The organism is Streptomyces sp. NPDC059649 (genome assembly GCF_042734445.1).
Taxonomy (GTDB): Bacteria; Actinomycetota; Actinomycetes; order Streptomycetales; family Streptomycetaceae; genus Streptomyces.
Genome location: NZ_JBHWDV010000016.1, coordinates 21807 through 39934, shown reverse-complemented (window position 1 = coordinate 39934; position 18128 = coordinate 21807). Strand labels below are relative to the sequence as shown.

The window sequence follows — 18128 nt, the reverse complement described above, 5'->3', positions numbered from 1 at the left end:
CGTTTGTGTCAGCGTTTGTGTCCGTGCGTTCGGTCGGTCAGCCAGTGGGAGGGGTGAGGCCGGGGGGAGCGGAGAGTGAGGTGTGAGAGGTGAGGGGTTTTAGTGGGGGCGTCGGTGGCGGGGCGGGCGTGGGATCGGTGGCGGGCGCTGGTCGGGGGACGAGGGCCGCTGGGGTACGACGGCCGGGTGGGGTAACGAAGGCCGTTCGGGGACGGATGTCGCGGGGGTCGTTGTGGGTGGTGGACGGTGTCGTGGGGTGGATGGCGGGGGTGCGGGAAGCGTCGTACGGCGACGGCGACGGCGACGGCGCTCAGCTTGCCGCGAGTATGTGTGCGCCGGTTGATCCGCTTGTAGTTGCCGACCGTTTCCGCCGCCTCCTCCTCGGCCGGCAGGTATGGCGAGGCGATCTCCAGGGGGACGCTGCGTTCGGGCAGCGGCGGAGCAGGACCTGCTGGGCCACCGCGGCGGCCGAGCGGCTCTTGAACGGAGTGGCTCTATCAGGCGGCGCTCATTGCGGTCCCGGATGAGGGCGAAGAGGGCGGCCAGCGCGGAGACCACCAGGAGACCACTGGGAGACCCCCAGGAGACCGCCAGGAGACCGCCAGGAGACCGCCAGGAGGCCACCGAGAGACCGTTGCCAGGACAGCGATCCCGCCTGGAGGGCGGGCGTGCCACGCCGGTGATGGCCTGGATGGGCGGCGAACGTGAGCGCCCCGATCGTGGCGGCAGCCGGGGCCGGCGGGGCCGTGGTGATTGCCGGAGGGGGCTGCGGCCGGGAGGGGCCCGGGGTGGATATGGGGCGATGAGAGGAGGTCGAGCGTGCGGATGGCCGCTATGGGGCTGATCGGGAGCAGCACCAGCACGGTGCGGCGTTGCCGTCGTCTCCGGAGAGGCGTCGGACGTCGAGAGGGCATGCCTGATGCTCGGGCTCAGCTTGGGTGCTTGGCCGCTTCCTGGCGTAGGGCCGTGAGGAGGAGATCGAGGGCGGGTTCGACGGCGGAGCCGGACATGAGGGGGAGGTGTTCGCGTACGCGGTGCAGGCTGGGGAAATCGTCGGCGGGCAGGGTGCCGTATGCGGCGTGCCAAGCGCGTTCGTCCGCCGCGCGTTGGGCGGGGGCCAGCAGCATTACGCCGGCGTCCAGGGCGGCGTGACCGAGGACCGTGTCGACGAGGGCGTGGTAGTGCCGGACCGCGCTCGCTTCGTCGAAGCCGGCCTGGAGCAGCAGGCCGATGCCGGCGTCGACGGCCCGTTGCTCATGCGGCCGGCCGGTGACGCGGAGGGTGCTGAAGACGGCGATCTGCGGATGGCGGAGCGCGGAGCGGTAAGCGCGTAGGCCGAATTCGCGCAGGTCGGCGGCCCAGTCCCCGCTGTACGTGAACCCCGCCATTGATTCGCCGATGAGCCGGTCGGCCAGTGCGAGCAGCAGGTCCTCGGTGTTGCGGAAGTAGCGGTAGACCGCGGAGGGATCGGCACCGAGCGCGGCGCCCAGTTTGCGTACCGTGAACGCCTGTGCACCGTGTGCGTCGATCAGTTGGCATGCGGTGTCGACGATGAGGTCGGCGGAGAGCACCACGCCTGAGCTGGTCGGCCGGCGTCGCTTGCGCTCGGCCGGCACGCGGACCCGGGGGCTGGCAGGTTCACTGTCTGGCACGCCGAACCTCTCTCTGTGCTCCATGGGATCCGTGCTGCGTGGGATCCATGCTCCGCGGGATCCGTACTCCGGGGGATCCGTGCTCCGCGGGATCCGTGCTCCGTGGGCATCCGTGCTCCGTAGGCATCCCCGCCGGGCCTCGTCTGGCCCGGCGGCCCGCCCCATCCTGCCCTGCCTGGGTCTTCTCAACCGTTCAAGGTTCCGTTCCAGGTGTCACTGTTCCGGTTCCCTTTCTCATTTCCCCGTTCCGGTTCCGTTTCCCTTTGCCCTTTCCCCGTTCCGGTTCCGTTCCGGGTGGCGCCGTTCCGGTTCCGTTCCCCGTTGCGGTTCCTGCGCTTGTCGTGCCCGGCAGTTGGGGTTCGCCCTTGCCTCGCCCGGGGTCGAATGGGGGCGATTGGGGTCGATGGGGGTTGATTGGTGTCGACCGGGGCTCAGTTGATCGCCCGCCCTTCGTCCGCCCCTGCGCCAGGTTACGTCAACACCGTTGACACAAGCTGCCGGGGGCTGTTTCATCGGCGGACATCAGCGCCCGCGCGGCCCGCTGCCGGCGACCCGTACCGGACAGGGCCGTCTCAGATCCCAGCCTCCTCACAGCCTCCTCCGCCTCCCCGCAGTCGTCTCAGACCCATCCCAGAGCCGCCTCAGAGCCGTCTCACGGCGGCCTCACACGCCACCTCGGAGCCACCTCAGAGCCACCTCGGAGTCACCTCGAGGCCATCTCGGAGTCACTGCAGGCTCCCGCGGTGGAGCACCCCCCTCCCTCCGCAGGTCATGCCCCCGCCCCAGCCGGCCCGCCCTCCCCCTCCAAGGAGTCGATGTCATGTCCTCCGCAATGCCACAGGAACCCGAGAACAGCGCGGGTATGCGCCGCGCGCTAGGGGTGAAGGACGGGGTGGCGATCGCCGCGTCGAGTACCGCGGCCACCACCAGCATCGGTATCGGTATGGGCTCGCTGGCCGCGTACGCCGGGCGGCAGACGCCCGCGCTGTTGCTGCTGGCCTACCTGCCCATCCTCGGCATCGCGCTCTCGTACGCCCGGCTCAACCGCTCGGAGCCGAACTGCGGCAGCGGCTACACCTGGGTCGGCCGGTCGATCGGCCCCTGGTCCGGGTTCCTCACCGGGTGGGTGGTGCTGGTCGGCAACGTGGTCTTCATGGCGTACACGGGCGCGGTGACCGGGTCCGTGGTGCTGCAGTTCCTCAACAAGCTGGGCTGGCACAGTGTGTGGGGGCTCAAGCTGGATCCGGGCTCGACCGGGGTCAGTACCGCGGTGGGGCTCGTTGCGCTGGTCCTCGTCACCGTCACCGCCATCACGGGCGTACGCGCGGCGACCCGGCTGCAGATGTGGCTGCTGATCTTCGAGTACGTGGTGCTGCTGGTCTTCTGCGGTTACGCAGTGGTCGTCGGCGACCAGCCGTTCTCACTGTCCTGGCTGAACCCGCTCGACATCGGCTCACCCGAGGCACTGGCGCAGGGGATGGTGCTCGCGGTCTTCATCTACTGGGGCTGGGACGCGGCGTTCAGCGTCAACGAGGAGACCCGCAGCGCCTCGGACGCGGCACGGGGCGGGCTGATCGCCCTGGTGGTGATGGCGGGACTGTTCCTCGTCGGGGCGGTCGCCTTCCAGCGGGTGATGAGCACCGGCGAACTCGTACGCAACGGACCGCAGGCGCTCACCTTCCTCGGCGGCAAACTGGCACCGGAGCCCTGGGCCTCGCTGCCGTTGGCCGCGCTGATGTGTTCCGCCTTCGCCTCCCTGCAGTCGAGCGTCATCCCCACCGCCCGCGGTGCGCTCGCGATGGCGCGCGACCGGACGCTCGGCCCGGTGTGGCAGCGGTTGCACCCGCGTTACGGCTCGCCGGCCGTCGGCACGCTGCTCATCATGGCGATCGCCGCGCTGATCGCCGTCCTCGCCGTCGGCATCCCGCAGCTCAACGACATGATCCTCACCGCGGTGAACTCGATCGGGCTCACGGTGGCCCTCTATTACGGGCTCACCGCGCTCGCCTGCGCGGTGCGCTTCCGCACGAGCCTGCGCCAGGGCGCGATCCGTGCGCTGCGGGACGTGGTGGTGCCCGCCGCGAGTGCACTGGTGCTGTTCGGGCTCGGCGGCTACCTGGTCTGGGACTACGCGACGATGAGCGACCACTTCGCGATGAGCCCGGACAACGGCTGGTTCATGCTGGCCCTCCCGGCCGCGTTCATCCTGCTGGGGCTGGCGGCCGCGGCCTGGGCCAAGTGGGTACGGCAGGCCCCGTACTTCCGTACCGGTCGGGGCACGGACGCGGATGCGCTGACGTTGCCGATGGACGGAGCCGGGGCCGGGGCGGTCACCCCCTTGGCCTCGCCGCCTTCCCCGTTGCCCTCGCCTTCGGACGGCTGACAACCGAAGCGACCGCAACGACCGCAACGACCGCAAGATCAGAACGATCAGCAAGCCACCACGGGCGACCCACCACCAACGACCAGCAACAATTCGTCCGCAACCGACTACCGACCACCAACCACCAACCACCTGACACCACGAACGCCAACGGCGCCACCAACACCCCTGGAGCAACCGCAAGATGGCCCCCCGCTGTTCCACCACCACCTCCCCCGCCCTGTCCGCCCCGTCCGCCCCCTCCGCCACCACCTGCACTTCCGCCTCCCCCTCCGCCTCCCCCTCCCCCGGCCCCGCCGACCTCGTGTTCCTCTCCGGTCCCGTGCACACCGTTGACGCCGCGCGCAGCCGGGCCGGGGCGGTGGCCGTGCGCGGGGACCGGATCGTCGCCGTCGGGTACGACGCGGACGTACGGGAGTTGATCGGGCCGGGGACGGAGGTCGTCGACCTGCGCGGCAAGCTGCTGATCCCCGGGTTCCAGGACGCGCACGTCCATCCCGTGGGCGGTGGAATGGAGTTGGCGCAGTGCGATCTGAGCGCGGCGGAGACCGCGGAGGCGTACCGGGAGCTGATCGGTTCGTACGCGGACGCGCATCCGCAGGCGCCGTGGGTCACCGGGGGCGGCTGGTCCCTGGAGGCGTTCCCGGGCGGGATGCCCACCCGGCAGTTCCTGGACGCCCTCGTACCGGACCGGCCGGTGTTCCTCGTCAATCGCGATCACCACGGTGGCTGGGCCAACTCCCGTGCCCTGGAACGTGCCGGGCTCACCGCCCGTACGCCGGACCCGTCCGACGGCCGTATCGAGCGGGAGGCCGACGGCCATCCGTCCGGCATGCTGCAGGAGGGGGCGATGCGGCTGGTGGCCGACCTGATCCCGGAGCCGACGCTCGCCGAGCGGACCGCCGGGCTGCTGCGGGCGCAGCGTCTGCTGCACAGTTACGGTGTGACCGCCTGGCAGGACGCGATGCTGGGCCGCACGCCGGGCATCGCCGACGCCACCCCGGCGTATGTGGCCGCCCGGAGTGAGGGGCAGCTGACCGCGCGGGTGACCGGGGCGCTGTGGTGGGACCGGGCTCGGGGCGCGGAGCAGATTCCCGAACTGGTCGCCAAGCGTGAGGAGTTGACGGGCGGGCTGCTGCGGGCGACGAGCGTGAAGATCATGCAGGACGGGATCGCCGAGAACCACACGGCGGCCATGCTCAGCCCCTACCTCACGGCGTGCGGCTGTGCCTCCGACAACAGCGGGATCTCGTTCATCGACCCCGAGGAGCTGCGGACGTATGTCACGTCGCTGGACGCGGAGGGGTTCCAGGTGCACTTCCACGCCCTGGGCGACCGCGCCGTACGGGAGGCGCTCGATGCGGTCGAGGCGGCCCGGCGGACGAACGGCTGGCGCGACACCCGGCCGCATCTCGCGCATCTCCAGGTCGTCCACCCCGATGACGTACCGCGCTTCCGGCGGCTCGGGGCGACGGCGAACATCCAGGCGTTGTGGGCGGCCCACGAACCGCAGATGGACGAGCTGACGATTCCCTTCCTGGGGGACCGACGGGCGTCGTGGCAGTACCCGTTCGGTGATCTGCTGCGGGCGGGGGCGACGCTCGCGGCGGGCAGCGACTGGCCGGTCAGTTCGCCCGATCCGCTCGCCGCGCTGCACGTCGCGGTCAACCGCCGCATCCCGGAGGCCGCGCCCTCGGTGCCGGTCTTCCTGCCCGAGCAGCGGCTCGATCTGGGGTCGGCGTTGGCCGCCTACACGGCCGGCAGTGCGTACGCCAACCACCTCGACGACACCGGCAGCATCCAGCCGGGCAAGCTGGCCGACCTGGTCGTCCTGGACCGGGACCCGTTCGACGGGCCGCCGGAGGAGATCGCCGCGGCCCGGGTGCTGGAGACGTTCGTCGGGGGTCAGCGGGTGTACGCGGCCGATGACGCCTGAGGCATGACGGGCCTGGCCGCTGGGGGCGGGCCTTAGTCCGCCGGCCACCCCTCCTAGGCACCCGCCGCCCCTCCTCGTAAGCCACCCCCTCCCCCGCCCTCCCACTCCCCCGCCCCCCAACTCATCCCCTCTCGAAACGCGTTTGGTGACCATGTGCTGGCCGTGCGCTGCCCGTGTGCTCCCTTGACGCGTTGGTCTCTCAGGCTTTAACTCACACCGAAAGTTAAGCCTTGAGGCCGTTCAGGACCTGAACATGGCGGCCCTCGGACTCCTCAAAGAGAGGCGTATCCGTCATGCGCATGCTCCGAGTCGCGACCGTCTCCGCCCTCGTCACCGCGCTCGCCGCGGCGGCCTCGGGGTGTGGTGGCGGTACGAGCCCAGGTGGCGGGGGCAGTAACGATTCCCCGACGACGCTGACGTATTGGGCGTCCAATCAGGGGCCGAACGTCGAGGCGGACAAGAAGATCCTGGGCCCGGAGCTGAAGAAGTTCGAGCGGCAGACCGGGATCAAGGTGAAGCTGGAGGTCATTCCCTGGCCCGATCTGCTGAACCGGATCCTGGCGGCCACCACATCCGGCCAGGGCCCGGACGTGCTGAACATCGGCAACACCTGGTCGGCCTCGCTGCAGGCCACCGGCGCGCTGCTGCCGTGGGACAAGGACAACTTCGCGGCGATCGGCGGGCGGGACCGGTTCGCGGCGCCGGCGCTGGCCGCGGCGGGTGCGGCAGGTAAGGACCCGGCCGCGGTGCCGCTGTATTCGCTGACGTACGCGCTCTACTACAACAAGCGGATGTTCAAGGACGCCGGGATCGGCAAACCCCCGGCCACCTGGGCCGAGTTGGTCGCGGCGGGCAAGAAGGTGTCGAAGGACGGCAGGTGGGGGCTGGGGGCCGAGGGCGAGCAGCTGGCCAACAACGTCCACCAGGCGTTCGTGCTGGGCAAGCAGCACGGTGCCGACTTCTTCGACGCGGCCGGCAGGCCGTCGTTCACCTCCGACGGTGCGGTCGCGGCGGTCAAGCAGTACGTCGATTTCATGGCCAAGGACCGGATCATCGCGCCGGGGAACGCCGAGTACGGCCAGAACCAGTCGTTGCGGGACTTCGCGACCGGCAAGACCGCGATGGTGCTGTGGCAGGCCGCCGCGACGACGTTCGCGGCGGACGGGATGAAACCGTCGGACTGGGGCGTCGTACCGGTGCCGGTGCCGTCCGGGCGCCCGGGAGCCGGCCGGCAGACCAACTCGATGCTGGCCGGGATCAACGTCGCGGTCTTCAGGAACACCCACAACCTCAACGGCGCGCGGAAGTTCGTGAAGTTCCTGACCAGCGACGCCGAGCAGCGGCTGCTGAACAAGACGTACGGGGCGATACCGCCGGTCACGTCGGCCCAGCGGGACCCGGCGTTCGACCGGCAGGACACCAGGGTGCTGCGGGAGACGCTCACCAGGAGTGCCACGCCGCTGCCGCAGCTCCCCGATGAGGCGCAGTTCGAGACGTCGGTGGGCACCGCGATCAAGGATCTGTTCGCTGATGCGGCGGCGGGGCATCCGGTGACCACCGCGTCGGTGCGCGCCCGGCTGGCCAAGGCCGAGCAGCAGATGGCGAAGTGAGCGGGTCCGTCGTGGTGCGTTTCGCCCGGTGGCGCCGTGCCGGCCTGCCGTATCTGCTGTTGTTGCCCGCGCTGGCCCTGGAGGTGCTGGTCCATCTCGTGCCGATGGTCATCGGCGTGGTGATGAGCTTCCGGGAACTGACCCAGTTCTTCCTCGGCAACTGGGGTGCGGCGCCCTGGAAGGGACTGGGCAACTACCGGGTGGTCGTGGACGTGCACGCTCCGGTGGGCGCGGCGTTGCTGCACTCGTTCTGGGTGACGTGTGTGTTCAGTGTGCTGGCGGTCGGGCTGTGCTGGCTGCTCGGTACCGCGGCGGCGGTCTTCCTGCAGGAGAACTTCCGTGGCCGGGGTCTGCTGCGGGCGGTGTTCCTCACTCCGTACGCGTTGCCGGTGTACGCCGCGGTGATCACCTGGGCGTTCATGTTCCAGCGGGACAGCGGGCTGGTCAATCATGTGCTGCACGATCAGCTGCACCTCACCGTTGACCGGCCGTTCTGGCTACTGGGGGACAACAGCTTCGTGGCCCTGTTGGTGGTCGCCGTGTGGAAGAGCTGGCCGTTCGCGTTCCTGGTGGTGATGGCCGCGTTGCAGAACATTCCGAAGGATCTTTACGAGGCGGCGGCGCTGGACGGGGCGGGGATGCTGCGGCAGTTGTGGCGGATCACGATGCCGGCGTTGCGGCCGGTGAACCAGGTGCTGGTGCTGGTGCTGTTCCTGTGGACGTTCAACGACTTCAACACGCCGTATGTGCTGTTCGGGAAGGCCGCGCCGGAGGCCGCCGATCTGCTGTCCGTCCACCTCTACCAGTCGTCGTTCGCCACCTGGAACTTCGGCACCGGCTCGGCGATGTCGGTGCTGTTGCTGCTGTTCCTGCTGGTGGTGACGGCGGGCTATCTGTGGGTGACGTCCCGCGGAAGGAAGCACGCCGATGACTGACACCGCTGCCCGCGCGCCCCGCCCGGCGGTCCGAGGTCCGCGCCCGCCGGTCCGCTGGCGCTCCCGGGCCCGGCGCCGGGTCTCGCCCACCGCGCCGCCCCGGTCGTTCCGCTGGGCGCGGCGGATCTTCCTGACCGCGCTGACCGGCTTCGTGCTGCTGCCGGTGTATGTGATGCTGAGCAGTTCGCTGAAGCCGCTGCAGGACGTCTCGGGTGCGTTCCGGTGGCTGCCGAGCGAGCTGACGGTCCGGCCGTACCTCGACATCTGGCGGACCGTGCCGCTGGCGCACTATTTCGTGAATTCGCTGATCGTGGCGGGGTCGGCGACGGTCTGTTCGGTGCTGGTCGCGGTGTTCGCGGCGTATGCGGTCAGCCGGTACCGGTTCCGTGGCCGGCGGGTGTTCACGGTGACGGTGCTGTCCACCCAGATGTTCCCCGGCATCCTCTTCCTGCTGCCGCTGTTCCTGCTCTACGTCAATGTCGGGAATGCCACCGGTGTGGCGCTCTACGGTTCCCGGGGCGGTCTGGTGCTGACCTATCTGACGTTCTCGCTGCCGTTCTCGATCTGGATGCTGACCGGGTACTTCGCGTCGGTGCCGCGGGAGTTGGACGAGGCGGCGTACGTGGACGGCTGTGGGGCGCTGGGTGCGCTGTTCCGGGTGGTGGTGCCGGCGGCGCTGCCGGGGATCGTGGCGGTCGCGGTGTACGCGTTCATGACGGCGTGGGGTGAGGTGCTGTTCGCGTCGGTGATGACGAACGACACCACCCGCACGCTGTCGGTCGGGCTGCAGGGTTACGCCACGCAGAACGACGTGTACTGGAACCAGGTCATGGCCGCGTCGCTGGTGGTGAGCGTGCCGGTGGTGGCGGGGTTCCTGCTGTTGCAGCGTTTTCTGGTCGCCGGGCTGACCGCCGGGGCCGTCAAATGACCCGTGCCGAAGGGCCTTTCGTCGAGAGGAACGCCGTGACCGAACGGATCGATTTCGCCGCCCTGCCGGACGATTTCGTCTGGGGCGTGGCCACGTCGGCCTATCAGATCGAGGGGGCGGTCGACGAGGACGGCCGGGCGCCGTCCATCTGGGACACGTTCGCGCACACGCCGGGCCGGACGGACAACGGTGACACCGGGGACGTGGCCTGCGACCACTATCACCGGTGGCGCGAGGACATCGGCCTGATGGGTCAACTGGGTGTCGGCGCCTACCGGTTCTCGCTGTCGTGGCCGCGGATCGTGCCGCGGGGTGACGGCCGGGTCAATGCCGCGGGCCTGGACTTCTACGACCGGCTGGTGGACGGTCTGCTGGCGGCGGGCATCGCGCCGTCCGTGACCCTGTACCACTGGGATCTGCCGCAGGCCCTGCAGGACCGGGGTGGCTGGCCGGTGCGGGAGACCGCCGAGCGGCTGGCGGAGTACGCGTCGGTGGTGGCCGGCCGGCTGGGCGACCGGGTGCGTCACTGGGCCACGCTGAACGAGCCGCTGTGCTCGGCGTGGATCGGGCATCTCGAAGGCCGGATGGCGCCCGGGGTCACGGACCTCACGGCGGCGGTGCGGGCCTCGTACCATCTGCTGCTCGGGCACGGGCTGGCCGTGCGGGCGATCCGCGACCGGGCGCCGGGCGCCGAGGTGGGCCTCGTGAACAATCTCAGCCCCGTCGTGCCCGCCACCGACTCACCGGCGGACGTCGCGGCGGCGCGGCGGATGGACGGGCACACCAACCGCTGGTGGCTGGATCCGGTGCACGGCCGCGGCTTCCCGGCGGACCTGCGGGAGGTGTACGGCGTCGAGCTGCCGGAGCGGCCCGGCGACGCGGAGGTCATCGCCGGGCCGCTGGACTGGCTGGGGCTGAACTACTACTTCCCGGCCGTGGTGGCCGCCGATCCGGCCGGGCCGCCTCCGTACGCCCGCCCGGTGCGCCGGCCGCAGGTGCCGCGTACGGGGATGGACTGGGAGATCGACGCCGGCGGCCTCGAGGCCCTGCTGCTGCGGCTGACCAGGGAGTACGCGGCGCGGCGGATCTACGTCACCGAGAACGGGTCGGCGTTCGTGGACGTGGTCCGGCCGGACGGGACGGTGCGGGATCCGGAGCGGACCGCTTACCTGCACGGGCATGTGGCGGCCTGTGCCCGGGCGGCCCGGCGGGGTGCCCCGCTCGCCGGGTATTTCGCCTGGTCCCTGATGGACAACTTCGAGTGGGCCTACGGTTACGGCAAGCGGTTCGGCCTGTTCCACGTCGACTACGCGACCCAGGCCCGCACCCTGAAGGACAGCGGCCGGCACTACGCGGGGCTGATCCGCCGGCACCGTCCTATTCGATGACCAGCTCGACCGGGATGTTGCCGCGGGTGGCCTTGGAGTAGGGGCAGAACTCGTGGGTGGCCTCGACCAGCCGGTGTCCGGTCTCGCCCGCCAGGCTGTCCGGCAGCTCCACCCGCATGACGACGCCGAGGCCGAAGCCCTCGCCGTCCTTGCCGAGGGAGACCTCGGCGGTGACCGAGACGTCCTTGGTGTCGAGCTTCATCCGGCGGGCGACGTTGCTCATGGCGCTGGCGAAGCAGGCCGCGTAGCCGGCGGCGAAGAGCTGCTCCGGGTTGGTGCCGGCGCCGTTGCCGCCGAGCTGGGGCGGCAGGGCCAGGGCGAGGTCGATCGTGCCGTCGGAGCTGACGGCCCGGCCCTCGCGGCCGTTGGCGGTGGCGACGGCGGTGTACAGCGCGTCCATCATGGGTCCCTTCAGCTGGCGGGGCGGCCGCTTCCCGGCCGTCCGACGGGCTCCACTGTCGCAGAGATCTAAATTGTGCGCAACTCGATTGCGTGCAACTTAAATGCCCGCCCGGCTAACCTGGAGCCATGACCACGCTTCCGCCGGACGCCGAACTGCTCCGCCTCGACCACCAGGTCTGCTTCTCCCTGCACGCCGCCTCGCGGGCGTTCGGCAGCGTCTACCGGGACGCACTGAAGGACCTGGGCCTCACCTATCCCCAGTACCTGGTCATGCTGGTCCTGTGGGAGCACGGCGCCCAGCCGGTCAAGGCGATCGGCGAGCGGCTCCGGCTGGACTCCGGCACCCTCTCCCCGCTGCTCAAGCGCCTGGAGACGGCCGGCCTGGTCCAGCGCGAGCGCAGCACCGAGGACGAGCGGTCGGTCACCATCCAGCTGACCCCGGCGGGCGACGAGCTGCGCGAGGCGGCCCTGCCGGTCCCCCGCCGGATGCTGGCCTCCACCGGCCTGACCGTCGAGGAACTGCGCACGCTGCGGGGCCTGTTGGGCCGGGTGACCAGCGCGCTCGACGCGTCCTGAGGTCCCCGCGCGCCACGGCCGGCCGACCGGACGGCGTTCCCGGCCCCCCGACGCCCGCTCACCCCATTGAGTTACCGGGGTTGGGGGCTCAACAGGACGAAGGCGTATAAAGAGTGGCCAACCGCCGGGCCACCGGCGAGACCCGTCCATGACGCGGTGGGCGGCACGCCAACAAGCGGAGGAACGCCACGTGAATGCGGCAGAAGTTGTCCACACCCCGCAGGCCCCGGGATGTCCCCTCCAGCGATTCACGGTCGCGGCGTGACGGCCCGCCGGCAGCCGTTCTCCGCGGCGGTGACCGGACTGGGCATGGTGACCGCGGCGGGCGCCACCGCCAAGGCCACCTGGCACTCCGTCACCCAGGACACCGCGCCCGGCGGGGTGCACCCGCACCCCGAACTCGCCGATCTGCCCTGCGACTTCATGTACACCTCCGACCTGGACACCACCGAGCAGCTCGGGGTGGCGGCCCAGCGGCTGATGGACCGTTTCTCGCAGCTCGCGGTGATCGCGGCCCGCGAGGCGGTCGCGGACGCCGGCCTGGACCCGGAGATCTGGGACGGCTCCCGGGTCGCGGTGGTCATCGGCTCCGCGCACGGCGGCCTGCCCTTCTACGACCAGCAGCACGGGGCGATGACCGAGCGCGGCGCCCGCCGGGTCTCCCCCAAGCTCGCCCCGCTGACCGTCGTCAACGGCGCCGCCAGCAGCGTCTGCATGGACCTCGGGGTGCGCGGCCCCAGCCTGGGCGTGGCGACGGCCTGCTCCTCCGGGACCGTCGCGCTGGGCACCGCGCACCAGCTGCTGCGCACCGGGGCCTGTGACATCGCCATCGCCGGCGGTGCCGAGTCGCCGATCTCCCGGCTGCTGATCGCCAGCGCCTGCCGGATGAAGGCGGTCTCGACCCGGCGGGAGGACCCGGCCGCGGCCTGCCGGCCGTTCGACGCCGCCCGGGACGGTTTCGTGGTCGGGGAGGGCGCCGGCCTGCTCGTACTGGAACGGCCGGAACACGCCGCGGCCCGCCGGGCGCCGGTCCGGGCGCACGTCAGCGGTTACGGGGCGTCCAGCGACGCCTATGCCGCGGTCGCCCCGGATCCCGACGGCAAGGGCATCGAGCAGGCGCTGCGCACCGCGATGTCCGACGCGGGGGTGCAGCCCGGTGACGTCGGACACGTCAATGCGCACGGCACGTCGACGGTGGTCAACGATCTGATCGAGGCCACCATGCTGCGGCGGGTGATCGGCGAGCACCCGCTGGTCACCTCCACGAAGGCGATGACCGGCCACACGCTGGGCGCGGCCGGCGGCATCGAGACCGCGCTCACCGTGCTCGCGCTGGAGGAGCAGCTGGTGCCGCCGACCGCGAACCTCGACGTGCCCGATCCGCGGCTGCCGCTGGAGATCGTGGCTCAGGAGCCGCGGCGGGCGTCCTTCGACTGTGCGGTCAAGACATCGCTCGGTTTCGGCGGGCACAACGCCGCGCTCGTGCTGACCCGCTAGGCGGCGGCGATGCACGAGGAGACGGTCCGGTCACTGTCGGTGGACGGGGTGGGCTTCGCCTACCGGCGGCTGGGTGCCCCTTCGCCGGCCACCGAGCCGGTCGTGGTGCTGGGCGGCGCGCTGCAGGGCATGTTCGGCTGGCCGCAGATGGAGGACCGGCTGGGCCCGGTGGCGGATGTGGTGACCGCCGATCTGCCCGGGATGGGCAGCGCCGATCCGCTGCCGCCGGGGCCGGCCCACGGCCTGCTGTGCGCCGCCCTGGAGCGGATCATCGACGACCTGGACGTGCCGCGGATCAACCTCTTCGGTTTCTCCTACGGCGCGGGCCTGGCCTACGGGTGCGCGCGGCGGGTCCCCGGGCGGATCGCGCGGCTCGCCCTCGGCGGCGTACCGGCGCATCTGAGTACCGGGCAGCTGGAGCTGTGGCGGCGGGCCGCGGACCACCTCGTGCGGGGTGACGCCGGCACCTTCGCGACCCTGGTCACCGAGGCGCTGATGTGCCTGGACGAGGACCGGTACGTCACCCGGCGGGCCCTGGCGCGGCGGTACGTCCGGCGCTCGATGCTGCACGCCGCGCGGCACTCGCCCCATGCGGCGACTGCGCTGGGCCGTGCGCTCACGGACCGGCCGGACTTCTCCGGTGTGCCGGCCGGGGTGCGCACGCTGGTCTTCAGCGGGGAGCACGACACGGTGACCTCCGCGGAGCGGCAGCGGGCCTTCGCGGCGCGGATTCCGGGCAGCCGCTTCCTGACCGTCCCCGACACGGATCACTGGGTGGTGCTCGAACGGGCCGACGACATCGCGGAGTTGGCAGCCCGGTTCTTCACCGACGCCCCACTGGAGTGCGCCCCCGCGCTCGCCCCGGTGCCCCGCCCGGCGCCGCCTTCGGCCCGTGCCGTCGGCGCCGCAGACCAGCATTCCCTTGCGGTTATATAACCAGCGGCACATACTTGCGGTATGCCCCTACCGTTCGACGTGCTCGCGGAGCCGAACCGGCGCAAGATCCTCGACCTGCTGCTGGAGCGCCCGCGGCTGGTCGGCGAGCTCACCGCGGAACTCGGCCTGAGCCAGCCCGGCACCTCCAAGCACCTGCGGGCGCTGCGCGAGGCCGGGCTGGTACAGGTCCGGCAGGACGCCCAGCGCCGCTGGTACGAACTCCGGCCGGAACCGCTCGCGGAGCTGGACGTCTGGCTCGCGCACTACCGGCACCTGTGGGCCGGGAGCCTCGACGCCCTGGAACGGCACCTCGACGCCATGGAGGACGACCCCCGATGAATCCGCACTCCGACAGCCTCACCACCGAGGAAGGCCGCCCCGCACTGCGCATGGAGCGTCGGCTCGCCCATCCGCCCGAGAAGCTCTGGGCGGCGCTCACCGACCCGGCGCAGCTCGGAAGGTGGTTCCCCTCCCAGGTCGCCGTCGAGCTCCGGCCCGGCGGGGCGATGACCTTCACCATGCCCGGTGTGACCGGGGTCGCCATGACCGGCACGGTCACCGACGCCGAGCCGCCCCAACTCTTCGCGTTCACCTGGGGAGAAGACCATCTGCGCTGGGAGATCACGCCGGACGGGGACGGCTCGCTGCTGACCTTGACCCACACCTTCGGCGACCGGTTCGGCGGCGCCAGCTTCGCCTCCGGCTGGCACCTGTGCCTGACCGCGCTCTCCCAGCTGCTCGACGGCCGGACCCCGGCGGTGGACCGGGACACCGGCGAGCTGCACGAGGCGTACCTGGAGCAGTTCGGGCTCGGGGCCGGCGTGGTCGAGGACACGCCGGACGGTCCGCGGATCCGCTTCGAACGCCAGCTGGTGCGGCCCGCCGAGGCGGTGTGGACGGCGCTGACCGGGGGTGCGGAGCCCGAGGTGGGGGCGCCGGCGCCACCGGGCTTCACCGCTCCGCCGGTGCCGGGCGGACCGGTCACCGAGGTGAGCGCCCCCACACTCCTCGCGTACCGCTGGCACACGGCGGGGACCGTCCGCTGGGAACTGGGAAAGGGCACCGGCCACGGCGCCCGGCTCGTCCTCACCCAGACCGGCCCGCGGGACGTCGATCCGCGGCCCGCACTGGAGGCCTGGCACGCCAGGATCGAAAGGCTGGCGGCCCGGCTGCTGACGGATTGAGCGGGCCCGCCCCACGTTTTCGCGGGCCTGTCCCCGTTCTTCCCCGGCTGTGTTTCCGGCGGCACGGGAAAGCGCCCCCTGCGGACTTCGCAGGGGGCGCTTTCTCCTTTGCGCAGGGGCATGCGGGCCGGGCCGCGGGGTGTGAGCCGGGTAACTCCGGCGGGGGTTCCGGGCGGGGCGCGGGGGCGGTTCCGGGTGATGCCGGGCACGCGACGTACGTCACGTACGACCATTCCTAGTCGATTCCCGAGGGGGAAGTGAGGCCTGCACTGAGCAGGAAATCGGCAATTTATATCGGACATCTCTCCTCAAGTCACGAAGAGAGGTAGTACAACACCTCTTTGCCACCCTCCAGGGCGGGCGCTAACCATGTTCCGGGTAGCACCGAGAACGTGCCTGCGACTTCAGCCGGAGTGGCGAGCGCGGCAATGACCCTCGGTCCTCACGCGCCAACCGAAGGCCGTTTCCCCCGCCACCAGCTCTGGAAGAGGTCACCTCCGCATGCCCAGCTTCACCCTGCCCCGCGCCGTCCGGAACGTCCGCATCACCCGCACCCACAAGGCTTCCGCGGCGTTGGTGGCCACCGCGAGCTGCGCCGCCGCGCTGGCGTTCACCGCCGCGCCGAGCGATGCCGCGACGCCGGCCGCGCACGCACCGGCCGCGGTCAAGCCGGTCAGCGCCAACGGAATGCCGCTGACCGCCAAGGACCGGGCCGACGACGGCAAGAAGGACCGGGTCGTGGCGTCGTCCGTCGCCGACGGCCTGAAGGTCACCGCCGTCGAGAAGCAGGGCCATGTGGCCAAGGCGGCCGCCAGCCGTTCCGTCGAGCGCAAGGCGATATCCCAGGCACCCAAGGCCGCGCCCAAGGCCAAGCCGAAGGCCGCTCCCAAGCGCTACGCGAACAACCTCGACGGCTGGATCCGCGAGGCGCTCGACATCATGCACCGCAAGCACATCCCGGGCACCTACGAGGGCCTGCACCGCAACATCATGCGCGAGTCCAGCGGCAACCCCAACGCCGTCAACGACTGGGACATCAACGCCATCAACGGCATCCCGTCCAAGGGCCTGCTGCAGGTGATCCAGCCCACCTTCGACCGCTACCACGTCGCCGGCACGGCCAACAAGCTGACCGACCCGGTGGCCAACATCACCGCCGCCGCCAACTACGCGGCCGACCGCTACGGCTCGATCGACAACGTCAACTCGGCCTACTGAGCCGCCAGTAGCACCTCCACGACAGTGGCCCTGCCCGCCTCGCGCGGGTGGGGCCGCTGCCGTTTTCCGGCTCCTCGGGCGGCCTCAGTAACGGCCGTGCCGGGCCGGGCCGGAGCCGCCGAAGAGCGCGTCGAGCACCTCGCCCGCGAAGCGAAGTCCCGCCTCTTCCCTGGGAGACAGGTGGTGGTGGTCGTCGACGGGCGCCGCGGCCGCGGAGCCCGCCGTGAGGACGCCGGTCACGAGCAGACCGGTGACGACGACGGCGATGCGACGGAACATGAGCACATCCCTACGGTGAGTGACGACTGTATGGGTGTCACTGTCGGGGAGCCGGGGCCGCGCCGTCATGCGACAGTCCGGGGCGCTGCTGCGAACGGCCCAGCGGCACCGCCGTATTGCCGTAGCGGGCGCCTCACCAACGGCCCAGCCCGGCACCGCGCCACCGATCGCCCGGCGGTCATTTCAGAGCCGTCCCTGGCACGTGAATTGGCGCACAAATGCCGCCCTTTTGGGCTCAGCGGCAGTGCCCTGCACCACATTTATCGAATCCCGCTGGCCCACGACGGGCAGCCGGGCGGATGAATCGGCCGGGGCCGGTGCATGAAACGGTGCCGGCGGGCGGTAATTGCGGTGTGAGCCAGGCAACTTAAGCACCCCGATAACGCGGGCTTTCCGGCCGCTTCCAGGTGACCCGCGGCACGCGATGCACGTCACTTACGACCACGCCTAGTCGATGGAATTCGCAGCTTTTCCAGGTCAACGCGGTGCGAAACGCTTATTACTTCAGGAAGCCGGGATTCTCACGAAGATGGGTAGTACAAAGCACCATTGCCTCGATTCCGGTCCGTCGCTAAACATGGATTCCGACGCGCCGAGAGCGAGTCGCGGTGAACGCCCCCCGGCGAACGCGGCAATGACCTCCGGTTCGCAACGCGCCGCCAACGAAGGCCGCTCCCCGATCCCGTACCTGGAAGAGGTCCCTCTGCATGCCCAGCTTCACCCTGCCCCGCGCTGTCCGTATGACCCGCATCACCCGTACCCACAAGGTCGCCGTGGCCGTTCTGGCCGCCGCGGGTGCCACCTCGGGTCTGGCGCTCACCTCCGCCCCGGACACCGCACAGGCTGCGTCTGAGCACGCTCCGGCCGCCGTCAAGCCCGTCAGCGCCAACGGCCTGCCGGCCCAGAAGGCCGACACCGCCGCCAAGGCCGACGCCAAGACCGGCCGCCCGGTGACCGCCTCGGTCGCCGACCACATCAAGGTGACCGCCGTCGCCAAGCAGCACACCGCCCAGCAGGCCGCCAACCGCTCCGCCGAGCGCAAGGCCGTGAAGCACTACGCGAACAACCTCGACGGCTGGATCCGCGAGGCGCTCGACATCATGCACGCCAAGCACATCCCGGGCACCTACGAGGGCCTGCACCGCAACATCATGCGCGAGTCCAGCGGCAACCCCAACGCCGTCAACGACTGGGACATCAACGC

At 71.0% G+C, this 18128-nt stretch carries 16 protein-coding genes; 13 read left to right on the top strand and 3 right to left on the bottom strand.

Features of this window, described 5'->3' with window-relative positions; translation table 11 throughout:
- Positions 1–929: 929 nt before the first annotated feature.
- Positions 930–1652: a helix-turn-helix domain-containing protein gene (locus ACFV1J_RS19050; protein ID WP_385859544.1), complete on the bottom strand. Its 723-nt coding sequence runs from the start codon at positions 1650–1652 to the stop codon at positions 930–932.
- Between the two features lie 820 nt (positions 1653–2472).
- On the opposite strand from ACFV1J_RS19050, the gene ACFV1J_RS19045 reads away from it, so the two are divergent.
- The 6 genes from ACFV1J_RS19045 to ACFV1J_RS19020 all read left to right on the top strand — a co-directional run bounded on the left by ACFV1J_RS19045 (position 2473) and on the right by ACFV1J_RS19020 (position 10832).
- A complete protein-coding gene (locus ACFV1J_RS19045; RefSeq protein WP_385859542.1) occupies positions 2473–4035 on the top strand; it encodes an APC family permease in 1563 nt (520 codons plus the stop codon).
- Positions 4036–4219: 184 nt separating this feature from the next.
- On the top strand, positions 4220–5971 hold the full coding sequence (locus ACFV1J_RS19040; protein WP_385859540.1) for an amidohydrolase: 1752 nt from the start codon (positions 4220–4222) through the stop codon (positions 5969–5971).
- Between the two features lie 293 nt (positions 5972–6264).
- Positions 6265–7581, top strand: coding sequence for an ABC transporter substrate-binding protein (locus ACFV1J_RS19035; protein ID WP_385859538.1), 1317 nt, complete (start codon positions 6265–6267; stop codon positions 7579–7581).
- Entirely contained in the window at positions 7578–8516 is a 939-nt protein-coding gene (locus tag ACFV1J_RS19030; RefSeq protein WP_385859536.1) for a carbohydrate ABC transporter permease, read from the top strand. The genes ACFV1J_RS19035 and ACFV1J_RS19030 overlap by 4 nt, the downstream gene beginning before the upstream one ends.
- On the top strand, positions 8509–9444 hold the full coding sequence (locus ACFV1J_RS19025) for a carbohydrate ABC transporter permease (protein WP_385859534.1): 936 nt from the start codon (positions 8509–8511) through the stop codon (positions 9442–9444). Before ACFV1J_RS19030 ends, ACFV1J_RS19025 begins: the two co-directional genes overlap by 8 nt.
- Positions 9441–10832: a GH1 family beta-glucosidase gene (locus tag ACFV1J_RS19020; protein ID WP_385859532.1), complete on the top strand. Its 1392-nt coding sequence runs from the start codon at positions 9441–9443 to the stop codon at positions 10830–10832. Before ACFV1J_RS19025 ends, ACFV1J_RS19020 begins: the two co-directional genes overlap by 4 nt.
- Here the strand turns inward: ACFV1J_RS19020 and ACFV1J_RS19015 are convergent.
- Entirely contained in the window at positions 10822–11232 is a 411-nt protein-coding gene (locus ACFV1J_RS19015; protein ID WP_385859762.1) for an organic hydroperoxide resistance protein, read from the bottom strand. The genes ACFV1J_RS19020 and ACFV1J_RS19015 overlap by 11 nt on opposite strands.
- Positions 11233–11360: 128 nt before the next feature.
- Between ACFV1J_RS19015 and ACFV1J_RS19010 the strand changes: the two genes are divergently transcribed.
- From ACFV1J_RS19010 to ACFV1J_RS18985, 6 genes are all read left to right on the top strand, one after another.
- Complete coding sequence (locus tag ACFV1J_RS19010) at positions 11361–11810, top strand: MarR family winged helix-turn-helix transcriptional regulator (protein WP_385859530.1); 450 nt, start codon at positions 11361–11363, stop codon at positions 11808–11810.
- Positions 11811–12041: 231 nt separating this feature from the next.
- Positions 12042–13307 (top strand): beta-ketoacyl-[acyl-carrier-protein] synthase family protein, encoded by a 1266-nt coding sequence (locus ACFV1J_RS19005; RefSeq protein WP_385859528.1) that lies wholly within the window; start codon positions 12042–12044, stop codon positions 13305–13307.
- A 9-nt stretch (positions 13308–13316) separates the two neighbouring features.
- Positions 13317–14243, top strand: a complete 927-nt coding sequence (locus ACFV1J_RS19000) for an alpha/beta fold hydrolase (protein WP_385859526.1) — start codon at positions 13317–13319, stop codon at positions 14241–14243.
- A 21-nt stretch (positions 14244–14264) separates the two neighbouring features.
- Complete coding sequence (locus ACFV1J_RS18995) at positions 14265–14582, top strand: ArsR/SmtB family transcription factor (RefSeq protein ID WP_385859524.1); 318 nt, start codon at positions 14265–14267, stop codon at positions 14580–14582.
- Positions 14579–15427 carry an SRPBCC family protein gene (locus tag ACFV1J_RS18990; RefSeq protein ID WP_385859522.1) on the top strand — a complete coding sequence of 283 codons (849 nt, stop codon included), beginning with the start codon at positions 14579–14581 and terminating at the stop codon, positions 15425–15427. Before ACFV1J_RS18995 ends, ACFV1J_RS18990 begins: the two co-directional genes overlap by 4 nt.
- A gap of 501 nt (positions 15428–15928) precedes the next feature.
- The gene (locus ACFV1J_RS18985) at positions 15929–16645 is read left to right on the top strand and encodes a transglycosylase SLT domain-containing protein (RefSeq protein ID WP_385859520.1); all 717 of its coding nucleotides are present in this window, start codon (positions 15929–15931) and stop codon (positions 16643–16645) included.
- A gap of 84 nt (positions 16646–16729) precedes the next feature.
- Here the strand turns inward: ACFV1J_RS18985 and ACFV1J_RS18980 are convergent, their stop codons facing one another.
- Positions 16730–16924 (bottom strand): hypothetical protein, encoded by a 195-nt coding sequence (locus ACFV1J_RS18980; protein ID WP_385859518.1) that lies wholly within the window; start codon positions 16922–16924, stop codon positions 16730–16732.
- 707 nt (positions 16925–17631) lie between these two features.
- Between ACFV1J_RS18980 and ACFV1J_RS18975 the strand changes: the two genes are divergently transcribed.
- Positions 17632–18128 (top strand): lytic transglycosylase (locus ACFV1J_RS18975; RefSeq protein ID WP_385859517.1); only part of this gene is annotated, 497 nt, incomplete at its 3' end.